We start from the raw sequence: 23,661 nt of genomic DNA on the forward strand, positions 1-23,661 counted from the left end.
ATCCAATACCCCGAAATATATGAACAAAAGACTTCTTCTTCCTATTCTCTTGTCGGCTCTTACTGCCTGTCTACTACCGGCAGCCAAGCAGCCTAACATTCTATTTATATTCGCAGACGATCAGAGCTCGCGAACGATTAGTAGTTATCCAGAATCCTACGAGTGGTCGCATACCCCCAACATCGACCGCCTGGCGGAAACCGGCATTCGCTTTGAGCATGCTTACATGAGTTCGTGGTGCATGCCAGCCCGAGCCATGATGCTCACCGGATTGCAGCAGCACGATATACCAAGCCTTCACATGGAAGGACCCTATCCCGGTGCGGCCTACGACCCCGACGAGATGCAGTTTTGGCCCAAGCATTTAAAAGAAAACGGCTACACGACCGGTCATGTTGGCAAATGGCACACAGCGAACGACACTGCCTATGGCCGCGCCTGGGACTACCAATATGCCTGGGTCCGGCCCGTCCCCACTCCAGGAAATTCACGCGAGTATTACGTAGACCAAACCATCATTGAGAACGGTAAAAAAATTGGTCCAGTCGATGCTTACGCGACCGACAACTATACCGATCGCGCCATTGAGTTCATCAAAGGTGACCATCGAGACGATGATAAACCCTGGTATCTATGGCTTTGCTATACCGCGGTTCATGGACCCTTTACTCCGGCTGATCGACATTTGGAAGAATACGACGGTGTCGACATCCCAGAACCCGCCGACCTCTACCCACCACGTCCCGGAAAACCTGAATATTCCGGAACAACCAGCCGATACAAAGCCGACGATAAAGGAATCGCTCGTTTGTATTCAAACGGAAGATACGGCGAGTCTCTCTACGATGGAACTAGGCAATACCACCAGGCAGTCATTGGAATCGATGAGAACGTAGGCCGTCTCATTCGCACCCTAAAATCCACCGGACAACTGGAGAACACCCTGGTCGTCTATACAGCCGATCAAGGATTTGCCTGGGGACAACATGGCTTTCGCCACAAACTAGCTCCCTATGCCGCCAATATCCGTGTTCCCTTTATCGTATCGATGCCAGGAACGGTCACCGAGGGTGAAGTCTGCACCTCACCTGTCGGAGGCATAGACCTCATTCCTACCTTCTACAAATTTGCTGGCATTGATCTGCCCTGGAACATGCACGGCCGTGATCTTACCCCACTATTTAGACGACCAAATCGAAAATGGGATCACCCACTATTCCTGACATACACAGCGCGTTCATATCGTCCAGATACTCATACTATTCAAAAGAAAGAGGAACTTCCTGGCCAGGTTCCCTGGTATGGATTTGTGATAAAAGATCGCCTCAAGTACATCCAAACGTTCATCGAAGGAGAAATCCCGGAACTCTACCATATCGACAACGATCCGCACGAACTGCACAATCTGGCGCTGATGCCACAGTATCGTACTCAGGTCAAAAAACACCAGAAGCTGTTGGTTTCGGAACTTAAACGAACCAATGCACAATTTGTAGATTCGCTACCTACGGTGAAAGGGTTTTAGTTCATCAGGAGCAATTCCCAATCAAACTAATCGTGCGGATGCGGCATCCAATCGGTATAGATACCCTGAGCATTTCGCCCGGCCTCAATTTTGTCCCAAGGAATCACCCCCACTCGTTTTGCCCAAGTGTGGTATTTATCCAGTAACTCTTTGTGGAGCTCAGGTTGATCCGCCGATAGATCATTTAATTCCGTTCGGTCGACCTCCATGTCATAGAGCTCCCAACTCTCACGATCCCAGCGCTTAACCAGTTTCCATTTACCATCACGGTAAGCACAGTTTCCTTCGTGCTCCCAGGCTAAGGGCGGGCGATCAGATATCTGAGAGTCAAAGGTCGTACGAAGACTACTTCCCTCCTGAGGCTGAATGGACAATCCATCCCTTTCCTTCGGCCATTCAGCACCACTCACATCTACAATTGTAGCCATGATGTCCATCAACTGGCCGGTCTGGTGCCGCAGCTCCCCACGACTTTCAAATCCTTTGGGCCAATGAGCGACCAATGGAGTCGCAATCCCTCCCTCGTGCACAAAATGTTTATACTCACGGAATGGAGTATTTGAAAGGTTCGCCCAGGCCACGCCATAGCTTTGAAAATTGGTTTCATCTCCAGGCATTACTTGAGGATCATTCCCATGCTGCATCACTCTTCCATCGCGTGTATGCGCCCGACACGAAAGAGGTTTAGCCCTCCCCTCACCTGAAGGTTTTTCGTAAGGAAAGAACGTATCAAATATCTCCTCTGCACAGGCACCGTTGTCAGATAGAAACAGAATCAGGGTGTTCTCGAGTTCTCCCTGTTCTTCCAAGGCATCCAGCATTCTTCCAATCCCTTGATCCATAGAATCAACCTGAGCCGCATACACTTCCATCCGGCGCTCCTGCCACGCTTTATCCTTAGTATCTCCCCAATCCGGTTGAGTTGAATCTCTCTTGGTCAATTCAGTATCCGGTTTCACGATACCTATGTCCTCCATGCGTTTTAAACGCTGCTCACGCAATACGTCCCAGCCTTCGCTGAACCGGCCTTTGTATTTTTCAATATCTTCCTTCTTTGCATGCAGAGGCCAATGCGGAGCCGTGTAAGCTGTATATAAAAAGAAAGGTTTATCCGAATCGTTTTCCTTGTGCTCACGGATAAATTGGCATGCATGATCCGAGACATCGTCCGTAAAGTAGTAGTCGCTGTCTTGAGGTGGATCGATATTTTTGCGATCTTGAGTCAATGTTGGCGGATCGTAGTAACTGGCAGCTCCACCCGTAATTCCGTAAAAGCGATCAAAGCCACGTTCACAGGGCCAGTTGGATCCGTCACCGTGTTCCTCCAACAATTGCTTACAAACATGCCACTTGCCCGAAAGGTAGGTATTGTATCCACCTTGCTTCAACACCTCGGCAATAGTCACACACTGTTTAGATAGGTCACCCCGATAGCCATCGAGATCATCGTCAAAATGAGCCATGTGGCCGATGTCTACCTGATGGGGGTTCATTCCGGTCAGCAAACTGGCGCGAGTCGGGCAACAACGAGCCGTATTATAAAACTGTGTGTAGCGAAGCCCTTGTGCCGCTAATCGATCGAGGTTCGGGGTATCCATTTCGCCGCCATAACAGCCAATGTCAGAATAGCCCATATCATCGGCTAGAATGAGGATTATGTTAGGTTTCTTCATGGTATAGATATATAACAGCCTACGACCGAGCGAGTAGACCGGTCTTGAGGTAATGAGATTTACGTTCCCATTTAATAGGAATCTTGCTTCCGCGCTGGAGCGCGTCTGTGTCGAACTCGATCCCCAGTCCTGGTCCAGAAGGAGGAGCCATCAACCCATCATCATCCAGGTTAAAAATCTCTTTGTTCTTCACATAAAACAGCCAGGGGTTCTCACCAAGCTCCTGAGCCGCAGCATCGTTGTAGTGAATTCCATCGGCACATTCCAACAGAAAGCCACTTCGACTTGTAACCATAGTCTGGTAAATCCCCATGAAAGCGATGGCCGACAATGGACAGTGTGGAGCAACCGCTAATCCAGCTGATTCTGCGATGGCCGCAATTCGTTTCAAATTCGTCAGCCCACCTACATGGACCATATCAGGCTGAAAAATATCTACCCCCCGATTGGCCGCCAAGCGGAAGAAGTCCGGAGCCCCAAACATGCGTTCCCCCGTGGCGATGGAAATACCTCCTGCTGCCTGACGGATAAACGGCAGCTCATGTTCGTAAGCAGGCTCTACTGGTTCTTCGACGAACAACGGATTGTAGGGACGGATGGCATCGATAAATTTGCGAGCAGTTGCCGGCTTCAACCGACCATGACCATCGTAGGCGACTGAAACATTTGAAGGCAGTGATTCGTGCAGCGCCTTGGCAACCGTAGTGGCATGCTGAATACCACCATGCACATCAATCGGCCCCATCACGGGACATGCATTTAGCTTCAACGCGCAGACATTGCTTTCTTTGATTACGTTCAACGCCATCTCTACGGCGGTATCGGGATTCGGAACATCTCCACCCACCCAGCGATAGTAAGGCAGACCGTTCGGGTGAAGCAGCCCTCCAAATAATTGGTTAATCGGAACTCCCAAGTTCTTACCGAGGATATCCCATAGAGCCGTCTCGATTCCAGCTGCCATACTGCGTTGAACAGGGCTATTACTGTAAAAATCGTGACTCAAAAAGTCCTGCACCACAGAAATCCGATTGGCATCTTTCCCGATAAAAAAGGACGCCATATCGCGGGCACAGGCCATCTGTGTTTCCACATGACTCTCCAAGGTTATATCGCCGTAGCTTTCTCCTTCATCCGTTATGACTCGAACCACGGCAAACCGCGGAGGAAGCGTAAAGGCTTCAATGGCTTTGATGAGATTAGGCTTAAGCTTATCACTTGGAATACTCATGAGACTTTGGGCTATAAGGTATGTCTAAATTTTTGGGCTGTTCGCCTTAAATCATGCTAATTGGCTAAAGAATCGTTCCATTCGATCGAGGCCTTTCACAATCTGTTCCATGCTCGTCGCATAACTGATCCGAACGTAATCGTCTGCTCCGAAAGCCAGTCCAGGAACCGCAGCTACATTTTCCTCCTCAAGCAGCCGCTCGCAGAATTCAGAAGACTTGAGTCCAGTACCGGAAATATTGGGGAAAAGATAGAATGCCCCCTGACTCTTATAACAGGTTATTCCCGCCATAGCAGTAAGCCTGTCGTGTGCATAGGCCCGTCGTTCGGCAAATGCTTTCATCCAGCCTTGCAGATGATCCATGGGTTCATTTAACGCGACTACCCCGCCCTTTTGCGCAAAGGAGGTGGGATTGCTCGTGCTGTGGCTTTGCAGAGCTGAGATTTTCTTAGCGATCGCCTCGGGCGCAGCAATAAAACCCAATCGCCAACCCGTCATACTCCACGCCTTGGCCAAGCCGTGAACAATGATCGTGTTCTCCTGGTGCTCCGGTGAAAAGGAAGCCACGCTCTTGTGGACTGCACCGTCATAAAGCAGGTGCTCGTAGATCTCATCGCTCATGATGAGGACATTTTTCTCCACGGAAATATCGCCAAGAGCTTTAATCTCATCAGGCGTATAAACGGCCCCGGTAGGATTGCTTGGAGAATTGAGAATAAACAATCGGGTTTTATCTGTGATAGCATCCCGCAATTGATCGGGTGTAACTTTAAAGTCCGTCTCGTCACCCGCCTCAATGACCACCGGAGTAGCTCCAGCAATCTTCACAATCTCCGGATAGCTCAACCAGTAAGGAGCAGGCACGATCACTTCGTCCCCTTCCTCACACAACACCATCATTACGTTAAAGACAGAATGCTTACCGCCACAGTTCACCACGATCTGACTAGCCTTATAATCTAGATCATTTTCTCGTTTGAACTTGTCGGCAATCGCCTGCCGCAATTCGGGTATGCCGGCTGCTGCTGTGTACTTAGTAAACCCGTCATCAAGCGCCTGCTTGGCGGCTTCCTTAATAAAGTCGGGCGTATCGAAATCGGGCTGCCCAGTTCCAAAGCCAACGACATCAATGCCTTCGGCTTTCATTTCCTTGGCTTTGGCATCTATCGCCAGCGTGACGGAAGGAGCAATCGACTCAGAGCGTTGTGAAAAATGTGGTTTCATAATTATTATTCTATTTAGTAACTAAATACCTCCAAAAGAAACGTGTTTGGTTTCCAGATAAGCTTCAACACCTTCTGATCCTAATTCGCGACCCCAACCACTTTGCTTAAATCCTCCAAAAGGACAATTGCTGGTTGCGGGAACCGATTCATTGATACCGATGGTTCCGGCTTCAAGCTGCTCGGCCAATCTCATGCTTCGATTCAAGTCATTGGTGAAAGCATAGGCGGCCAGACCATATTCCGTGTCGTTTGCCTTCTTGATCACTTCCTCTTCCGTATCGAAAGACAATACCGGTGCAACGGGTGCAAAAATTTCCTCTGACATACAGCGCGCTTCGACAGGAATATCAGACAGGACTGCGGGCGTCATAAACACCCCTTGGCCATCGACCACCTCGCCACCACAAAGCAGCTGGGCTCCTTTCTCAACCGCATCCTGGATAAACTCCAACGCTCCTGACCTGCCTGCCTCATCGATCAAGGGTCCGATTTCCACGCCTTCCTCTAAACCGTAACCGACCTTTAAGGATTTTGTGCCAGCAACAAATTTTTCGACGAAGGCATCAAAAATCGATCGTTGGACGTAAATGCGATTGGATCCGATGCAAGATTGGCCGGTGTTGCGAAACTTTGTGATCAAGGCTCCTTCAACCGCTTTGTCCAGATCGGCATCCTCAAACACGATCAAAGGCGCATTGCCTCCCAGCTCTAATGACAACTTAGTACATGTGGTGGAAGCACCTTGGATCAGCTTTTTACCCACCTCAGTAGAGCCTGTGAAAGAGATTTTTCGACAAAGTGGATTCTCCAACATTTCACCGGCAATCTCAGACGCCTTCCCGGCTACTAACTGAAAAACACCTTTAGGAAATCCAGCCGCTTCGATGCACTCTGCTAATTTAACTGCGCAGATGGGCGTAACAGAGGCAGGTTTCAAAATCACAGGACAACCCACCGCAAGCGCCGCAGCTACCTTGCGAAGGGATAGCACCAGAGGAAAATTCCAGGGCGCAATGGCACCGACTACGCCTATTGGTTGTTTGAGTATCATGTGTCTTCTCCCAGGAGCCTGGTGAGGCACGTTCCTCCCATAGCTTCTTCTAGCTTCTTCAGCAAACCAGCGGATATGGTCGATCGCCATACCAACCTCGCCTTTACTCTGCGGGAGCGGCTTGCCGTTCTCCAGAGTGATATCATGGGCGATCTCATCCGCTCGACGACTCAGCTCTTCCGCCAATTTCAGAAGGAGATCTCCGCGCGACATTCCTGTGGTCGCAGCCCATTCCAATCGGACGGCTTCCGCGTCTTCTATTGCTTTGCGGACTCCAGCACGATCGACCGTGGATACCTCGGCAATCACAGTTCCGTTTCCTTTGTCACGGACGGTCAGCTTTTCATCACTCTCGATCCATTCTCCGTTTAAAAACAAGCCGTAAGTATCCATAGTTTTTCTTTTTTGTCGTAACTCCGCTAAAGCCAATTCAACTTTAATTCTTCGTGCAAGTTAACTCTAAGATAATTGAGCTGCTCAAATCCTCCAAGACGAGCGAATCAATCATTCCCCATCCATTATGAAATTATTTCTTGATAGCGCCATAACAGAGGAAATCGCCCACGCACTTGAAGCGTGGGACATGGACGGACTCACAACCAACCCGAGGCATGTAATGGTTTCCGGAAAACCGTTTCGAACCGTCATCGCTGAAATCGCCGAAATAGTGAAAGGCACAGACAAGCCGGTGAGCGTGGAAGTGAACCCACACTTTACCGATTGCAAGGACATCGTTGAGCAAGGGCGTGAGCTTGCAGCACTCTCTCCGAATTTCGTCATCAAGGTCGGTGCGTGCGAAGGTGGGTTCACCGCCATTCGGGAACTTGCCAATGACGGAATTCGAACCAATGCCACTCTAATCATGTCCGTGGCACAAGCCTGGCATGCTGCCCGAGCAGGAGCAGCGTTCATCAGTCCATTCATAGGCTGGAAGGACCAGTTCGGCGATTCACCCGATACCTTTATTGCGGACGTTAGGACGATGCTTGATAAATTCGGTTACGAATCAGAAATCATTGCCGCCGCTGTCCGCAATGCGAAGCAGATTGGAGATGTGGCGATCGCCGGAGCCCATTGCGTCACCGCCGGATTAAGCGTTTACCAGGAAAGCTTCAGCAATCCCTATACGACTTTTGGCGAGGGTGTTTTTCAAAACGCCTGGGATCAGACACCTGAAACTTGAATCCATCATCTGAATACCTGCATAGACATCTCTACCATGAGCGCTCACACACCAGATAGCCCGATCAAGCTGGGTCTTCTCTTTTTGGGACGCAAACGCCCGGGATTCGATATGGAATGGGGTGCCGCTATGGAGCTGAAGGTTCGTGAAGCGGTCAATCAATCGGCCTTTGAAGTTTTTGAGCCTTCCGAGAAAGCAGTAGATGACGCATCTCTGAGAAAAGTAGTCGGCGAGTGTAAGGAAGCAGGTGTTCAAGCACTCGTTCTATTACAAACCACAATGGCTGACGGCCGCATGGCTCCAACCCTGGCACAGATCTGGCCAGATCCACCCATATTTTGGGCAACCCCAGAGAACCAGAATGGAGACATGATCAGCTCCTGTTCTTTGGTAGGAGCGCATGTTTGGGCCACCTCGCTCAGGCAAATGGGCCGCTCGTTCGAAATTTTAAAAGGAGACCCCGAGGTTGAAGAGACACTGGAAAAGTTGGACACCTCGGTTCGAATTACCGGGATCATCCATAAACTTCGTCATACTCGAGTCGGTGTAATCGGCGGACAAGCTCCGGGTTTTCTTTCAATGACGACCGATCCTTTCGTCATGCATCGCAGTCTGGGAGTCCAACTACAAACCTACAGTTTGATTGAATTCGAAAATGTAGTGAAGGAGATTCCTGAAGAAGCAGTCAATGCGGACGTCGAAAAAGCGAAGGCACTGGGGCTTGAATACAAGGACGCCTCGGAAGATGACCTGCCCATGGCCTCCCGTCTTTACTTGGCTATGTGTCATTTCATTGAGACGGAAAACCTGGACGCACTGGGCGTACGTTGCTGGCCCGAAATGCCCAACACATTTGGTCAATGGCCCTATCTGGGAATGGCACGTTTGGCTGATGAAGGATTTGCCATTGCCTGTGAGGGCGATGCCGATGGAGCGATCGGAGCTCTCATAGGAGAAATGTTTGGTATGGGTCGCTGCTATCTTTCGGACTGGCTTGAGCACGATGAAGAAACGATCACTCTCTGGCACGTCGGTGCTGCACCCCCTTCACTTTGCCCCCCCACCGGCGAACCGGGTGCAGCAAAACTCGCCAAGCACTTTAACATTCAAAAACCCACGGTGCTGGAAGGTGAAATCAAAGCTGATAGGCCTCTTACCCTATTTCGTCTTTGGAGATACGAAGGCGAGTATCACCTAAGCTCCTGTGATGCGATAAGCGAGAAACCTCGTCGTAAGCTGATGATGAGTAATGGCCAGGCACGCCTGCTCAATCGAAACCCCAATGAGTGGTTCGAAGACATGTGTTATGCAGGCATGCCCCATCACCTGAATGTATTTTTTGGAAATCACTCCGCCAAATTGAAACGTTTCGCCCGAGTGGCTGGCATTCATTGGCACGACTGAAACCATCTACAAGGATAACACTTAGACTCAAAAGCTCCCCTACATGCCCACCAACGATAATCTTACCACCGAACACCCTACCTTCGTCTCGCACCTCGAATGTGGAATGGAAGGCGATCACTATGAGGCCGACACCATTCACGGCCTTTCCAAAGCCGGAAAACCGCTTCTCGTAAAATACGATCTGAATGGTATTCAGAATGCGGTTACGAAGGAGGACCTCGCTACACGACCAGCAGACCTCTGGCGTTACCGTGAGTTTCTACCTGTGCGCAAGAAGGAGAATATTGTCAGCCTGGGCGAAATCCACACTCCCATAATCCCCATCCAAAAGTTGGCGACCGGAAGCGGTGAACTGTTGGTTAAAGACGAAGGACGATTACCAACAGGTTCCTTCAAAGCGCGTGGCCTCTGCATGGCAGTTTCCATGGCCAAAGAATTTGGCCTCAAAAAAGTAGCCATGCCTACCAACGGTAACGCCGGGGCCGCTCTTGCCGCCTATGGAAGTCGGGCTGGCATGGACTACTATATTTTCTGCCCTGACGATACACCGACGGTAAACGTTCGTGAGATCGCCGTCCAGGGAGCCAAAGTATGGAGTGTAAATGGCCTCATTAACGACTGTGGGCGCATAGTAGGTGAAGGCAAAGAAGCCATGGGCTGGTTTGACTTTTCAACGCTCAAGGAACCTTACCGGATTGAAGGGAAGAAAACCATGGGGCTAGAACTCGCAGACCAGTTAGGCTGGAAAGTCCCGGATGTCATTTTTTATCCAACCGGAGGAGGCACGGGTCTCATCGGCATGTGGAAAGCCTTCAATGAACTTAAAGAGATTGGCTGGCTGAAAGGAAAGCTGCCACGCATGGTAGCGGTGCAAGCAACGGGTTGTGCCCCCATTGTCAAAGCGTATGAAGATGGGACTGAACATGCAGAGCTCTGGCAAGACGCACACACAGTCGCTGCAGGCATACGTGTGCCCGTCGCCGTAGGCGATTTCCTGATACTGCGAGCTGTTCGAGAAAGCGGAGGTTTTGCCATCGCAGTCGATGACGAATCAATATCCGCAGGTTTGGAAGAGGTCTCCAAAGAAGAAGGACTCCTCCTTTGTCCAGAAGGAGCTGCGACCTATGCAGCCTACAAACAATCCATTGAAAAAGGACTCATTTCTCCCGATGACTCAGCGGTACTATTCAACTGTGCTACAGGACTAAAATACGAAATGCCTCCCGCAGAAGCCACCCTCGATTGTAATCAACCCATTGACTACCAAGCTCTAGATAATAATACTGCTCAAACGTAACCATCTATGCCATGAGCAACGAGTCCAACCGCCCATTCAACATCTTTCTCGACCCGGAGGAGATTCAATCTCTGGATAGCATGGAAGGAGTACCGGCCTACGACCCAGCGGCAGTAGAGGCTCTACCAGGAGAGCAGTTTCTATCCACGCATTGGCAACGATCACTGCATCGAAGCTTGCATTGGGTCGGCACTATGGCACCTGGAGTCGTGCTGGTCATGATGCTCGCGGTAGCAGGTAGTTTTCTCGCGAATTGGATTGGCAAACAAGCTTTGGGTTTTGAAAGAAGTCCATTGAGCCCAGTGCTACTAGCCGTCGTCCTAGGCCTTATCATTAGAAACCTGGCTGGTCTTCCCAAAGCCTACGAAAAAGGGCTCCGACTTTGCTTGCGCTTCATCCTGAGATTCGGGGTCGCTCTGCTAGGTCTGAAATTAAGTATTTCGGCAGTCGGAAAAATTGGACTGAATGCTCTCCCCATCGTCGTTGTCTGTATTCTGGTGGCCATTGTTGCAGTGTCGTGGTTGAGCAAGCTGGTAAACGTTCCATCGAGACTGGGAAACCTGATCGCAGTTGGAACCAGTATTTGTGGTGTATCTGCAGTGATAGCGGCGGGAACTGCGACCCGGGCCGACGAAGATGAGATCAGTTACTCAGTAGCCGTTATAACCCTCTTTGGTGTGACAGCGTTATTTACCTACCCTTTTCTTGCCCATTGGTTGTTTAACGGTAATCCCGAACAAATTGGCCTCTTTCTTGGAACCGCCATTCATGATACTTCACAAGTTGCCGGCGTGGCTCTGATGTATCAGCTCTACTACGATTCACCCGTAACGCTTGAGATTGCCGCCACCACAAAACTGGTACGCAATCTATTCATGGGACTGGTTATTCCAATCATGGCATTAGTCCATTATAAACGACAAGCCGTTGTCTCAACTGCAAAAGTACCGATCCCCTGGCTTAAGTGGAGCCAGTGGATTCCAACCTTTCTCATCGGTTTCATAGCCCTGGCAGCATTCCGGTCGATTGGTGACCTGGGCTCGAAACCATTTGGGCTTCTTCATCCAGAAACCTGAACTGCCTTTATTGATATCAGCAGCACGACTTCCATATTCCTCCTCTCAACCGCCATTGCGGCAGTAGGTCTCGGCACGAACGTATCCAAACTGAAGGTACTTGGATGGAGACCTTTGAGCATTGGTTTTTCAGCCGCAATATTAGTCGGCTTAGTTAGCTACGCCCTTGTTATACTTCTTTACTAAAGGAACATAACATTCCCTGCAGAGTCTTTAGCGATATCCCTTTCGCTTGACGAGGACCCTATTTGAAGACTTATATCGTCGTGGAGATAACCCTACAGCACCTACCCACAAACACCTGTAAGCGTTATGAATAGACGCGTTTTTCTAAAATCCTCATTTGCGACTCTGGCGCTCCCTGCCCTGGAGTCCGTTTCATCTGCTTTACCTGCAGCTAACGCTAAAACAACGGCTTCCACCGGAGCGCCCATGCGCATGGTGTGTGTGGGCAACTCATTTGGCATGTATCCGAAGAAATTCTTTCCGAAAGAAACCGGTAAGAACTACCAGATGACCCACCTGCTTTCTCCACTGGAAAAGCACCGGAAAGACTTAACGGTATTCTCACACCTCGATCACGATATCAAAGGCGGGCACTTCTCGGTTCACTCATTCCTGAGTGGCGTCAAAATGGGAGATGCGAAGGGTATGCCTGAAGGCAATATCAGCATCGATCAACGAGCGGCTGAATACGTTGGGGCCGAAACTCGCTTCCCCTCTCTGACCATTGGCTCCGAAGACGGACTTCATGGAGGATGCCACATGTGCTGGACACGCACTGGCGTTCGCGTGCCACCGATTACGGGCCCACGAGAACTATTTCGAAAATTGTTTATCAACGAAGGTGCTCATGCACAGGAGCAGGCCGCTGACACTTTCGACCTTCGGGGTTCAATCCTCGATGCCATTGGAGAAGAGGCAAAAAGCCTGGAACACCGCCTGAGTGGCCAGGATCGAGAGAAACTCGATGAATATTTCACATCCGTTCGTGATGTGGAGACCAACCTGGAACTCGACAAGCGCTGGTCGAAAGTCCCCAAACCCGATGCTCCGTTTTCAATTCCTGAAGACCGTAGCCTCGTGGAAGACATCCCAGTGCTTTACGATTTAATTGCCATTGCCCTCAAAACGGACTCCACACGTGTCGCTTCCTTCGAAATGGCCGGCACGGGTTTTGACACCTCTTTCTTCGGCTACATTTCAGGATATCACTTCCTGTCGCATCACGGCCAAAAGCCGGACAAGATTGAAAAACTGATAGAGATCGAGTATTACCAGATGCAACAACTGGCGCGCTTTTTCGACACGCTTAAATCGATTAAAGAGCCCGACTCGAATGGAAGCCTGTTTGATAATAGCATGATCCTTTTTGGAAGTGGCATGGGTAATGCCAATTCCCATGTAAACGTAGACCTCCCTATCATGCTGGCCGGCGGCGGATTCAAGCTGGGAGAACACAAGAGCTATCCGAAAGAAAGAAGCAAACGGGTTCCATTGTGCAACCTCTACCTGTCCATGCTGCAACGCTTTGGAGTTAAAACGGATTTCTTTGGCACAAGCACCGGAACCATTCCGGATCTGGAAGTCGCATGAACTTGAGAGTTGGTTTACTACTAGGCTGCCTGATCGGCAGTTTCTTACCGCTTGCTGAAGGTCGTGAAGACGAGCCGAAGCTGGATGCAGCTTCCTTCAATGCTCACATCCAACCCTTCCTGAAAGAATACTGCATCCAATGCCATGGACCGGATAAGCAAAAAGGAGACCGACGTTTTGACTCGTTGGCGTATCCGATAGCTGACGACAATGCCCTCATAGATTTCCAGGACATTCTGGATCTGATGAATCTGGGTGACATGCCACCGGAAGAAGAGGCACAACCGAGCGCAGACGACAGAAAAGCCATTATTAATTGGCTCTCTGAGGCCGTGAAAGATGCGTTCGAATCCAAATCGTTTACGGGAGGTGAAACCGTCCTGCGTCGCCTCAACCACAGGGAGTACCTCAATACCATAACCGATCTATTCCAGATGGATATGAGTATGTTCGATCCCACGGAAGCTTTCCCGGGAGAACGACTCGTCGAACATCAAGACAATGTGGGCGACACCCTCGTCACCTCCGGGTATTTATTAAATCGATACATTGAGGCGGCTGATAAAATTGTAGAAAAAGCATTCCCTTTCCAAGAGAAACCCGAACCCCAGTCCTGGGTCTTCAATAAAGACTTTGAACAACAGTCCGAATTAAACAAGCGCCACATGACTGCTCACGGTCAGCGCTATTTAAATATCTACGAAGCTCCCAATACAGTTCGGCGCTTTGGAGCTTATGCACCTCTATACGACTTTATTGAAGGGGTTCCAGAAGGCGGCGTTTACAGAATCAGGATACAGGCAGAAGCCGTAAACCGCTTTCACAACTTCGACCGCAAGAAAGTCATCAATGATCCGGAGGAGCCCATGATGCTCCAGGTAATTCCTTCACATCAGCGCTTCGGCAGTCTTCACCTCCCTCAACCCTTTGCGCCAGACCTGGGAACATTCGCACTCTCGGACGATGGGCCTGCCTGGTATGAAACGGACGCCTGGCTCGATAAGGGATTCGCACCACGGTTTATCTATTTGAATGGATCGATGAATATCCGACCTGCATTCCGTGAGGTAACCGGTCTGATCAAAAAGAACCCTCCGCCCGGAGTTCCCCCTGAAGAGCTGGAAGAGGATTACATGGCAGTTGCGGTTAAGCATGGTGGCATTCCCCACATAAGAATCCATGAAGTCCAGGTGGAAGGACCGTTCTACCCTGAATGGCCCACCAAGACCTGGAAGACCATTATTGGGAAGCGCGCGTTCAATAAGAAATATACCTGCCATATAATCCAGGAATTTGCCACACGTGCATACAGACGCCCAGCTCGAAAAGATGAAGTCAATCGCTTGATACGAGTGGTGGATGCCCGACTCTCAAAAGGACACGCTCCCTTTGAAGCAATGAAGGATGGATTAAAAGCTGTTCTATGTTCACCCGCCTTTCTTTACCTGGAAGAGGAAACTCAATCTAGAAAAGCTGACCAAATCTCGAATTACGGTTTAGCTTCCAGACTCTCCTACTTCCTATGGGGATCCATGCCGGACGAGGAGCTACTCAACTTAGCTCGTCGAAAACGTATCAACCGTCCCTCCGTTCTGCGTGAGCAAATGGATCGCATGTTGGCCGATTCACGCTCAGACCGATTTATTACAGGGTTTCTCGATAGTTGGTTGACCTTGCGCAGTCTAGGCGATGCCCCACCCGACAGAGGGAAGTTTGAGTTCTACTATACGGAGAACCTGGAAGATGCTATGCGCAAGGAAACCGAGCTCTATACAAGGCACATGCTGGAGGAGAACTTGAGCCTCACCCACTTCCTCGACTCCAACTTCACCTTCGCCAACGAAGCATTGGCCACCATTTACGACTGGGATGACATTGAGGGTGACGAGTTCCGAAAAGTCGAAGTTAGTGATCCTAAACGAGGAGGATTGCTGGGGCAGGCTAGCATACTAACCGTCACCGCGAACGGAGTAGATACTTCACCTGTCCTTCGTGGAGTTTGGCTATTGGAAAATCTACTCGGCACACCTCCCTCTCCACCACCTCCTGATGTAGAACCCTTGGATCCAGATGTTCGCGGAGCGACTTCCATTCGAGAGCAATTGAGTAAGCATCGTGAAACGGCCACCTGCTATGATTGTCACCGTAAGATTGATCCACTGGGATTCGCACTGGAAAATTTTGATGCCGTAGGACAATGGCGCGACCAATATGAAGACAAGCTGGAAATTGATTCATCGGGAGAACTCCCAAGTGGTGAATCTTTTAATAATATCGTAGAATTCAAAAACGCGATATTAGGCAAACAGGAGTTATTCAGTCGGGCACTCACCAATAAAATGCTGTCCTATGCACTGGGTCGACGATTGGAAATTACGGATCGTCCAGAAGTAGATCGTATCCTCGATACCTTAGCGGAAGAGGGAAACGGATTCAGGGACCTTGTTTATCTAGTGATCACGAGTGAAGCGTTTGGGAGCCCTTGATGGAATAAAGTGACGCTGGCCTCACTGTAGTTGTATTTTTCAGGAACCGCAAAAAGCACAGAAGGCACAAAATGTCGCTACCGCTGGTTCATGTTCGAACCAAGAATTATAATTTCAGGAAGAAATCTATAGATATCAGATCAACGTGATTTTAACTACTTTTGTGGATTTTGTGGTTTCATAACCATTTTGCATCAAACACAGGCAAGATGCCAAATCCTTATACACAACTATCTGGCTTTTATAGACACGTTAAATTTTAAGTGCCGAAATTCTATGTAGGATGGGAGTTTGCTCCCGAGTTAGCTGTTTTTGGGTTAGTTGAATCGGGAGCAAGCTCCCATCCTACAATTTATAAGTTTCTGCACTGTAGGAGCGGGTTTATCCCGCGATTATTGGGTAGCTGTCCGAGCAATCGGGGCGTAAAGCCCCTCCTACAGCTGAGGCAAAACAACAATAAAAAGTTATGTATAAGGCTCAGCAAGATGCCTGTGCTACTTCAATTAAACTACCCATGCTGCTCCACAATCTCCGAATAAAGCTCACTGAACATCAACCATTGATCATTCTTCAAGTTGGGGTCATTGGATCGCGCGATATTCAAGCTGATCTGAAGTTTTTTTAAGAGCCGTGTCGAAACGACTTTTTGTGCACCCATACTCAGCCATCACTAACTTCCTAAGCGGTCCAGTGAAATACGGCTCCACCCGAATGTATTCATAGATACTTTGAACCAAAGGATCCAGCTCGGAGACTGGAACATGATTGTTTGGGTAGTGCTCCTCACACAGATACTCCATATCCATTATCACCGCGTCGCCACCTGGAATTTTGCCGTAAAAGAACTCATCTGGAAATGTGTTTGGAATCTCATTCTTCCAGGTCCACACAGCAATGATCTTCGGACTCCAACCTCCCTCTTTGGGCTTTTCCTCCGACAGATCTACATTGTCCCAGAGAGAAGGATGGGGAGAACCTTTGCTTCCAAAAATTGAAACGATCTTGTTTTCGAATACAAATTCACAGGCTTCTTCGAAGGTTTTGATCATAGAAGATGAAGTTGAACTGATTGCGAGTCTGAGATCAAGCAAGTGCCTATAAGGGATTGATATCTAAGAGTTACTCCGTCAGATTCCTTCACTGATTTCGCCGGAACTGTTTATCTATGAAAAAGCTAATTCTCATTCTCTTGCTGCTTGCCCTGAACAGCTTATTTTCCGCTACAGAGCGCCCGAACATCATCCTGATGATGGCAGATGATCTGGGTTATGAAACCGTCAGTGCGAATGGAGGGGCTCCCTACAAGACACCTGTCCTAGACAAACTGGCCGCCGAGGGACTTCGATTTACTAATTGTGTTGCCCAGCCTCTCTGCACACCCACACGTGTGAAAGTAATGACCGGACGCTATAGTTTTCGCAATTATGTAGGCTTTGGTATTTTGGATCCTCGAGAAACTACCTTTGGAAACTTAATGCGCGACGCGGGTTATGCGACCTGCATCACGGGCAAGTGGCAGCTCGGACGTGATCGTAAGTTAATCGATGGTTTTGGCTTTGATGAATACTGTCTCTGGTGGTTGGAAAACAAATCAGCTCGCTACAACAACGTGGGTGAGCTCATCCAAAACGGAGAAGTGCTTCCGGGTGGAAATGGCGAATATGGACCGGATGTGGTGAGTAATTTTATGCTCGATTTTATCACCCGCCACAAAGACGAGCCGTTCTTCTGCTACTACCCGATGATTCTAACTCATAATCCCTTTGAGCTGACACCCGATTCTCCCCCGGGCATGACCATGGAGTCACCCGAACTCGACCGCATGGCGGGCATGGTAGCTTATACCGATAAAATTATGGGTCGCGTCGTAGATCACCTGGAAACGTTAGGAATTCGCGACAACACGGTCATTTTGTTTATTGGGGATAACGGAACGAATAAACAAATACTTGGAGGCCGTGTGGGTAAACAAGACTGGCCCGGTGCAAAGGGAAGCAACTTTGTAGAAATGGGAATGCGAGTCCCACTGATAGTGAGTTATCCGGCAGGTGGGGTCAGTGGAGCCGTTTATAATGATCCCGTTGATTTGTCCGACTTTCTTCCAACCTTCACAGAACTAGGACAAGCCAAACTCCCCAAAACGCTTCAACTCGATGGTCATAGTTTCGCTGGACGCTTAACCGGCGATAAAAATTACACTCCTCATCCGTGGGCCTATGTGGGCTACTACGGCAAGAAACGCGGGAATATGTCGCACTTTGCGAGAGACATCCGATTTAAGCTGTATGAAGGAGGATACTTCTACGATTTTGTACAAGATCCCCAGCACGCTTATCCGATTGACCTCAAGTCAGCTGGAAATAAAGCCAAAGCCTCTTATAAGAAATTGAGTGCTGTTTTGGAAGATCTGAAGAGTCAAATTCCAGCTGGAGATGAATTTGCCGGAAACGCAACCACCGTAATCGCAACCAAGCCGGGTATGCAAAACGTCAAACGCTAATTCGGGAGCGAAGCGACTCAATAGCAGGATTCATTTTAACAGGAACGGTTTTCTTATTCTCCAAGCTTAGACCGAACCCGCTTTCCCCGATAAACAGCAATATTATCAAAGTAGGCATGCACGTCCGTATAATTGCCTTGGGAATCACGGGGCGCCCAATGAGGCTCATGACCGCCATGGAAGGTACTGAAGAGAAAGGTACTTATTAAAGACGCTTCTCCATCGTCGGCTCGAAACTGCACATCATCATGCTGAATAACGGATTTTCCATCTATATAAACATGGGCGAAGCCTTCGTCCTCAGTAGGATCCTCATTTAATTTAACGTGTAACGAAATGGCATAGTATCGATCCTTCTCAAAATTGAAATCCGGAGCGTAAACACTGACCCCATATTGTCTGTCCTTATTCTGACAATACACGTAGGATTTGACTGTCCCTTCTTCCTTAAAAGTCACTCGTGCACTCCAACCTTCCGGTTCCATGGTCTTGCCACCTGTTATCGGCACATCAGGTCCCAAACCATGGAGCTTGCCACCTTTCACGAACTGAAAGTCAGCATCAAACTTCACGTCGTAATTCAGTGTATATTCCAACCCTCTCTCGCCCATCCTATACCTGGCAGTCACACGCTTGCTTCCTCGTTCGTACCCTGCATAGGTCGTTTTCAAAGCTCGACTATGGTGGACTCCTTGATTCTCAACGACCTCCAACTGATCCTTGCTGATAAGAAGCTCATAAAGACCATTTTCCTGGGGAACTTCAAATGTCTCCCGGAATACAGGATCTCCTATTTCATTTCCTGTAGCCGCAGTTCCAACAATCAAACAAGCAATGATCCAACAACTAATCCATCTCATGCCACGAATAACCATCAGTTCTTTGAAAAGGATTCACTTAGCACGACGGCTTCTACCAAATCCCTAAGCCCACCTTGTTCTTCCTTGAGAGTTGTTAGCATACGATCGAGAACGGGCCGGTCGCCAAGATCCAATTTTCGACCCAATGCGTAGGTTAGCAACTTCTCAGCGAGACCGCGGGTAAACTCATCTTCCCGTTCAATCATCAAGGCTCTGAATTCAGAAACGGTATCGAAGGAACTGCCATCCGGAAGCATACCTGAAGCATCGATTTCTAATTGTTTCTCATAGTGTGAACGCCAGGCTCCTACCGCATCATAATTTTCCAAGGCAAAGCCAAGCGGGTCGATCTTACGATGACACTCCGCACAGGTCGCAACTTCACGGTGTTTGGCAAGTTCTTCGCGAATGGTCCTGGCGCCTCGGATGTCTGATTCGATAGCCGGCACATCCGGTGGCGGCGGTGGTGGAGAATAGCCCAACAACTTCTCCAATACATAGATACCACGAACAACGGGTGAGGTATCCACTCCATTGGCTGAAGCTACGAGAAAGAGCCCCTGACCCAGCAAACCACCTCGGGAAGTCCCCTTTAAGGATGTCCGGCGCAATTCATGACCTTCGATCCCTTCAATGCCATAATGTAATCCAAGCTCCCGATTAAGATACGAATAATCTGCGGAAAGAAATTCCTTTGGGCGAAGGTTCTCATCCAACACGTTACGGAAAAACATTTCCGTTTCTCCAATCATGGCGGCTTCAATATTGTCCCGGTGATACACTCGGAAATCTTCCGAGACCGGCATCTCCCCAATATTGTCCAAATCTAACCAGCGTCCTATAAAATCGGATACAAAACGATCAGACTTATCATCCTTCAGCATTCGACGTGTCTGTCGCAGCAATGCTTTCGGATTACTCAAGCGTCCTGATCTCGCCTGAGCAAGCAGCTCCTCATCCGGAGCCGAAGACCAAAGAAAGTAAGACAATCGTGAAGCCAGGGCATACTCATCCAATTCCCCTTCTCCCTCGGAAAGATAAATAAATCTGGGAGAACAAAGAATGGTTTGAAATCCTAACTGCAATGCCTCCAACGGTTTCAGTCCGTCATTCAACTTCGCCAACACCATCGACTCGATCGGCAATATCTCGTTGCCGTCCAAGGGTCGTCGAAAGGCGGTTTCGGCAAATACCCGCAGTCGATGAACAATTGAGTTACTGTTCAATTCATTGGCTTTAAAATCACCGTACAAAACCTTATGCCCCTTTCGCGGCCATTCTTCAATATGCGGTCCCTCCACTTGTATTTCCCAAATGCGTAACTTGGGACCGCGATATACCTTCAACAAACCATGAGATTTTTCATTCCCCCCAGGCATGCCCGCGAAGGGTTTCACCTCTGGGTGTTCACTGGCGTTTTGAGTAATAATTCTGACTAAACGTTTTGTGGCTAATGTGCCATTACGGAATCGGACCTCCGGCTCGAAACCTTCTTCCAAATACACATCCCACTCAAGCCACTCAGGCTCTGCACTCGTCAATTCCACGCGAGCCAACGAACGCTCTTCCGTAATACTACCAGTACTTTCTACACTTCCTTCCCGGTCGACAGCCATAAGCTCCAACACCAAGGGGTCGCCATTGCGAAAATCATCCAAAGCATCGCCATAGGGATGAAAGCGATCTACCGCAGCCGCCTTCACCCGAACGGTGTATAGACCACTATGAGCTACACCCCCTCTTGTCAGGGGCTCAAATCCAATGTGACCGCCCCGATAGTGGCGACCGTACAAATCCGTATAGGGCACCTCTGGAATAAATCGAAACCGGTCTACCTGAAACAACTTTGGCAAATCGGAATTTTCTTTTCCCTGAAAATAGAAAGGCGACGATTGCGCCCATTGTTTGGTCTTTGGACGCTTACCGAATTGAGTCGCTCGACGGATCGCTTCTTCAGCAGCCACGAAGTATTTATCCAACAACATACCCGAAGTCACCAGCTCAGCTCCATTGTTATCGAAACCATCGACGACTACCTCAGCTGGAAAATCTGCTGCAGGATTCCAGGCTGTCACATTAAGCCCCAATAAATCACCTATGGTTTGCTGATACTCCCAGGCGTTGAGCCTTCTTAAAACACTGTGGCCTCCGGCGTCATCCAGTTTGGCCAACTCGGTGGCCACGAACTCAGTGGTCGACGCGATCATAGAGGCCCGATCATCCTCCGAGGGTTGCGGTTCTTCCTCAGGCGGCATGTCCTCCAAATTCAGCATATCGAGGATTTCCTGCCAGCGCTCCAACTCATCCAGGCCGGAAACAGAAACCGATAAATCATCAAACCGTCTGTCGCCTTTTTGCTTTTTCGGCCCATGGCAGGAAATGCAGTGTTCCTCGAGAAACTCGATCCGCTCATAGCCCAATAAGGAACTCCCCGAAAAAGCGCCTACCAGAAGTACACAAAAAACAAAATGTCGAAAAGCCCTCATCGAATCAAACGAGTTTCATGGGCGAAAAGGTTCCAGTGCTTCGACCGAAACGCTCGATCTCCAAGCCAAACCACTGTAGGGAAGAAAGCCAAAGATTGCATAACGGGATACGCTTCCCCTTCTCCTCCGGACATACCAGGTGCCCTTGATGCTGGATGCCTCCTCCAGCCAGAATTAATGGAATGTCTTTGTTACTGTGCGTATGGGCATTTCCCATACCGCTCCCAAGAACCACCAAGGTCTCGTCAAACAGCTGCGCCTCCTTAAGTTGATTAAGGAGGTAACCGAACTGCTCCATCAAATAGGCTTCCACGATTTGTAATTCCGCCAGGCGCTCCTCTCCTTTTCCATGATGCGAAAGGCCGTGATAACTACTCACCTCCAGTTCACTGGTTTGGAAACCCATGGGAATTTCCATAGTAGCCACGCGGGTCGAGTCCGTCTGAAGTGCCAGGACCAAAAGATCGTACATGAGCGGCAATTCCTCAATATGCATCCGTGCTTCATCGAGCACCGGATCAATGGGTGATTTCGGCTTGGGCCGATCGAGCCATTCCTTGGACATCTGCAGCCGTTGTTCCACGTCACGCACCGAAGTCAAATATTGGTCGAGTTTGTCACGATCCTGTGCGTTCAATTTTCGAGACATGCTGTGAGCGGATTCACGCAGGGCATCCAGTACACTTGAACGATGGGTCAGTCGACTGCGCTCTTTGGCAAGACTCGCTTTGCTAGAATCCACGAACAGGGCTTCAAAAAGACGGGCAGGATTATTGACCGGAGGAATGTTTACCCCTGAACGGGTCCAACACATATCGGTTCCCCCACCTAGCCCAGCCGTAATGGATGGATAACGGGCTGCACTTCCCACAAACTCGGCGGCAGCCTGGTCGATGGTCATATTCTTCTCAGCAAAGCCAGACGCCTCACTCTTTTTCACCCCACTCAAAAAGCCGTGCACCGCTTTGTGTCCTCCATTCAAATCATGATCCAGGTGAGAAAACACGGTGAAATCTCTTCGATGCTCATCAATAGCACCCAGTGTCAAACTCGTCTCATAATCCAAGCCAGCTGTCTTAGGAAAAAAACCGCCTGGCCAAAAACCCAAATGACTGCCCACGCACAACATCTTGCGAGGTTGCTTATTCAATGATGCAGACAAACTCCCCGTGTTCAGACTTTCGAACGCAGGAAGCGCCAAAGCAAAACCAAGACCACGAAGAAAATGCCGACGACTTAGGGTAGATGTGTCAATATGTTTCATAGGGTAATTCTCAACTATCCCATGAAATGCAGGTAGAAACCAACTTTAAAATGGTCCCTCGGTAAGAGTAATAGTTCAGAAAGACTGGAATTAAGGATGCGCTCCAAAATGAGGTCTAATCAGTCATCTTTCTTAATCCTCTGACTCAGGACCTGAACCAGTTCAGGTCTATCCTGTGCAATATTATGCTGTTCTCCCGGATCCGTGTGGTGGTCATAGAGTTCATATTACAAAAGCTCGCCCGATTCAATTCCAGTGGTCCAAAGAGTAAAACGATATCGATTCGTCCTCATGGTCTTGGCCCAGGGACCCTTTTTATAGGGGTTATCTAAATACTTCCAGGGACGATGATAGCCAAAAGCTTCTTTCTGCCCTTCCGCCTCTGAATCGTTCAACACATCAACCAAACTGTGTCTTTCCAGTCTGGGTTCCCAGTGATCATATACACCTTCCCTTTGCTCATCCCGGTGATGACGATTTTGTTTTTAACCCGAAAGGATTCAGCACTCAAAGAACCGGCGATCCACAAAAGGGCTAAACAGGCCAACAGAGAGGGTTTCGGTCCGAAACGAAAAAATGAGACCATGTTCATACGAATAAGGGTTAAATGAAGGGCTTGCCTTGTTTATAGAACAAACTCTGTCAGATATTGTTTCACTTGGCAATCAAGAGGTCATTTCGCATACTATTCTGAAACCAAACGGGATATCTAGTCGTTACACTTAGTAACCGTCGTAATTTTACTGACGTCATCATTTCCTCCAAACCCTGAATTCATGAAGAAAAAAGCTGCCCCAGAA

General features: G+C 49.1%; 16 protein-coding genes and 1 pseudogene. 8 read left to right on the forward strand and 9 right to left on the reverse strand.

The features are described 5' to 3' along the window. Window positions 1–19: 19 nt before the first annotated feature. Window positions 20–1,525, forward strand: a complete 1,506-nt coding sequence (locus GA003_11745; GenBank protein ID QXD26711.1) for a sulfatase-like hydrolase/transferase — start codon at window positions 20–22, stop codon at window positions 1,523–1,525. A gap of 26 nt (window positions 1,526–1,551) precedes the next feature. Here the strand turns inward: GA003_11745 and GA003_11750 are convergent, their stop codons facing one another. Genes GA003_11750 through GA003_11765 form a run of 4 tightly spaced genes read right to left on the reverse strand, consistent with a single transcriptional unit; the run spans window position 1,552 to window position 7,099 of the window. Then, window positions 1,552–3,198 (reverse strand): arylsulfatase, encoded by a 1,647-nt coding sequence (locus GA003_11750; protein ID QXD26712.1) that lies wholly within the window; start codon window positions 3,196–3,198, stop codon window positions 1,552–1,554. Between the two features lie 19 nt (window positions 3,199–3,217). Further along, a complete protein-coding gene (locus tag GA003_11755) occupies window positions 3,218–4,429 on the reverse strand; it encodes a hypothetical protein (protein ID QXD26713.1) in 1,212 nt (403 codons plus the stop codon). Window positions 4,430–4,480: 51 nt separating this feature from the next. Continuing rightward, complete coding sequence (locus GA003_11760; GenBank protein ID QXD26714.1) at window positions 4,481–5,653, reverse strand: pyridoxal phosphate-dependent aminotransferase; 1,173 nt, start codon at window positions 5,651–5,653, stop codon at window positions 4,481–4,483. 21 nt (window positions 5,654–5,674) lie between these two features. Then, entirely contained in the window at window positions 5,675–7,099 is a 1,425-nt protein-coding gene (locus GA003_11765) for an NAD-dependent succinate-semialdehyde dehydrogenase (GenBank protein QXD26715.1), read from the reverse strand. A 127-nt stretch (window positions 7,100–7,226) separates the two neighbouring features. Here GA003_11765 and GA003_11770 point away from each other — a divergent pair, with 127 nt between their 5' ends. The 6 genes from GA003_11770 to GA003_11795 all read left to right on the forward strand — a co-directional run bounded on the left by GA003_11770 (window position 7,227) and on the right by GA003_11795 (window position 15,751). Then, window positions 7,227–7,889, forward strand: coding sequence for a transaldolase (locus tag GA003_11770; protein QXD26716.1), 663 nt, complete (start codon window positions 7,227–7,229; stop codon window positions 7,887–7,889). 36 nt (window positions 7,890–7,925) lie between these two features. Then, complete coding sequence (locus tag GA003_11775) at window positions 7,926–9,293, forward strand: L-fucose/L-arabinose isomerase family protein (GenBank protein ID QXD26717.1); 1,368 nt, start codon at window positions 7,926–7,928, stop codon at window positions 9,291–9,293. Between the two features lie 43 nt (window positions 9,294–9,336). After that, the gene (locus GA003_11780) at window positions 9,337–10,593 is read left to right on the forward strand and encodes a threonine synthase (GenBank protein ID QXD26718.1); all 1,257 of its coding nucleotides are present in this window, start codon (window positions 9,337–9,339) and stop codon (window positions 10,591–10,593) included. Between the two features lie 11 nt (window positions 10,594–10,604). After that, complete coding sequence (locus GA003_11785; GenBank protein ID QXD26719.1) at window positions 10,605–11,669, forward strand: putative sulfate exporter family transporter; 1,065 nt, start codon at window positions 10,605–10,607, stop codon at window positions 11,667–11,669. 312 nt (window positions 11,670–11,981) lie between these two features. Beyond that, window positions 11,982–13,265 (forward strand): DUF1552 domain-containing protein, encoded by a 1,284-nt coding sequence (locus GA003_11790; protein QXD26720.1) that lies wholly within the window; start codon window positions 11,982–11,984, stop codon window positions 13,263–13,265. After that, window positions 13,262–15,751 carry a DUF1592 domain-containing protein gene (locus GA003_11795; GenBank protein ID QXD26721.1) on the forward strand — a complete coding sequence of 830 codons (2,490 nt, stop codon included), beginning with the start codon at window positions 13,262–13,264 and terminating at the stop codon, window positions 15,749–15,751. The genes GA003_11790 and GA003_11795 overlap by 4 nt, the downstream gene beginning before the upstream one ends. Window positions 15,752–16,259: 508 nt before the next feature. Here GA003_11795 and GA003_11800 read toward each other — a convergent pair. Continuing rightward, window positions 16,260–16,800 (reverse strand): annotated as a pseudogene (locus GA003_11800) (hypothetical protein). A gap of 116 nt (window positions 16,801–16,916) precedes the next feature. Between GA003_11800 and GA003_11805 the strand changes: the two are divergent. Then, window positions 16,917–18,251 (forward strand): sulfatase-like hydrolase/transferase, encoded by a 1,335-nt coding sequence (locus GA003_11805; GenBank protein ID QXD26722.1) that lies wholly within the window; start codon window positions 16,917–16,919, stop codon window positions 18,249–18,251. Between the two features lie 53 nt (window positions 18,252–18,304). Here GA003_11805 and GA003_11810 read toward each other — a convergent pair whose 3' ends face one another. The 4 genes from GA003_11810 to GA003_11825 form a co-directional block, all read right to left on the reverse strand. After that, the gene (locus tag GA003_11810; protein QXD26723.1) at window positions 18,305–19,111 is read right to left on the reverse strand and encodes a hypothetical protein; all 807 of its coding nucleotides are present in this window, start codon (window positions 19,109–19,111) and stop codon (window positions 18,305–18,307) included. 14 nt (window positions 19,112–19,125) lie between these two features. Then, on the reverse strand, window positions 19,126–21,597 hold the full coding sequence (locus tag GA003_11815; GenBank protein ID QXD26724.1) for a DUF1592 domain-containing protein: 2,472 nt from the start codon (window positions 21,595–21,597) through the stop codon (window positions 19,126–19,128). 4 nt (window positions 21,598–21,601) lie between these two features. Continuing rightward, window positions 21,602–22,861 carry a DUF1552 domain-containing protein gene (locus tag GA003_11820; protein QXD26725.1) on the reverse strand — a complete coding sequence of 420 codons (1,260 nt, stop codon included), beginning with the start codon at window positions 22,859–22,861 and terminating at the stop codon, window positions 21,602–21,604. A 227-nt stretch (window positions 22,862–23,088) separates the two neighbouring features. Further along, complete coding sequence (locus GA003_11825) at window positions 23,089–23,259, reverse strand: hypothetical protein (protein QXD26726.1); 171 nt, start codon at window positions 23,257–23,259, stop codon at window positions 23,089–23,091. Window positions 23,260–23,661: the final 402 nt, after the last annotated feature.

It is taken from the genome of Opitutia bacterium ISCC 52, assembly GCA_014529675.2.
Lineage (GTDB): Bacteria > Verrucomicrobiota > Verrucomicrobiia > Opitutales > UBA2995 > UBA2995.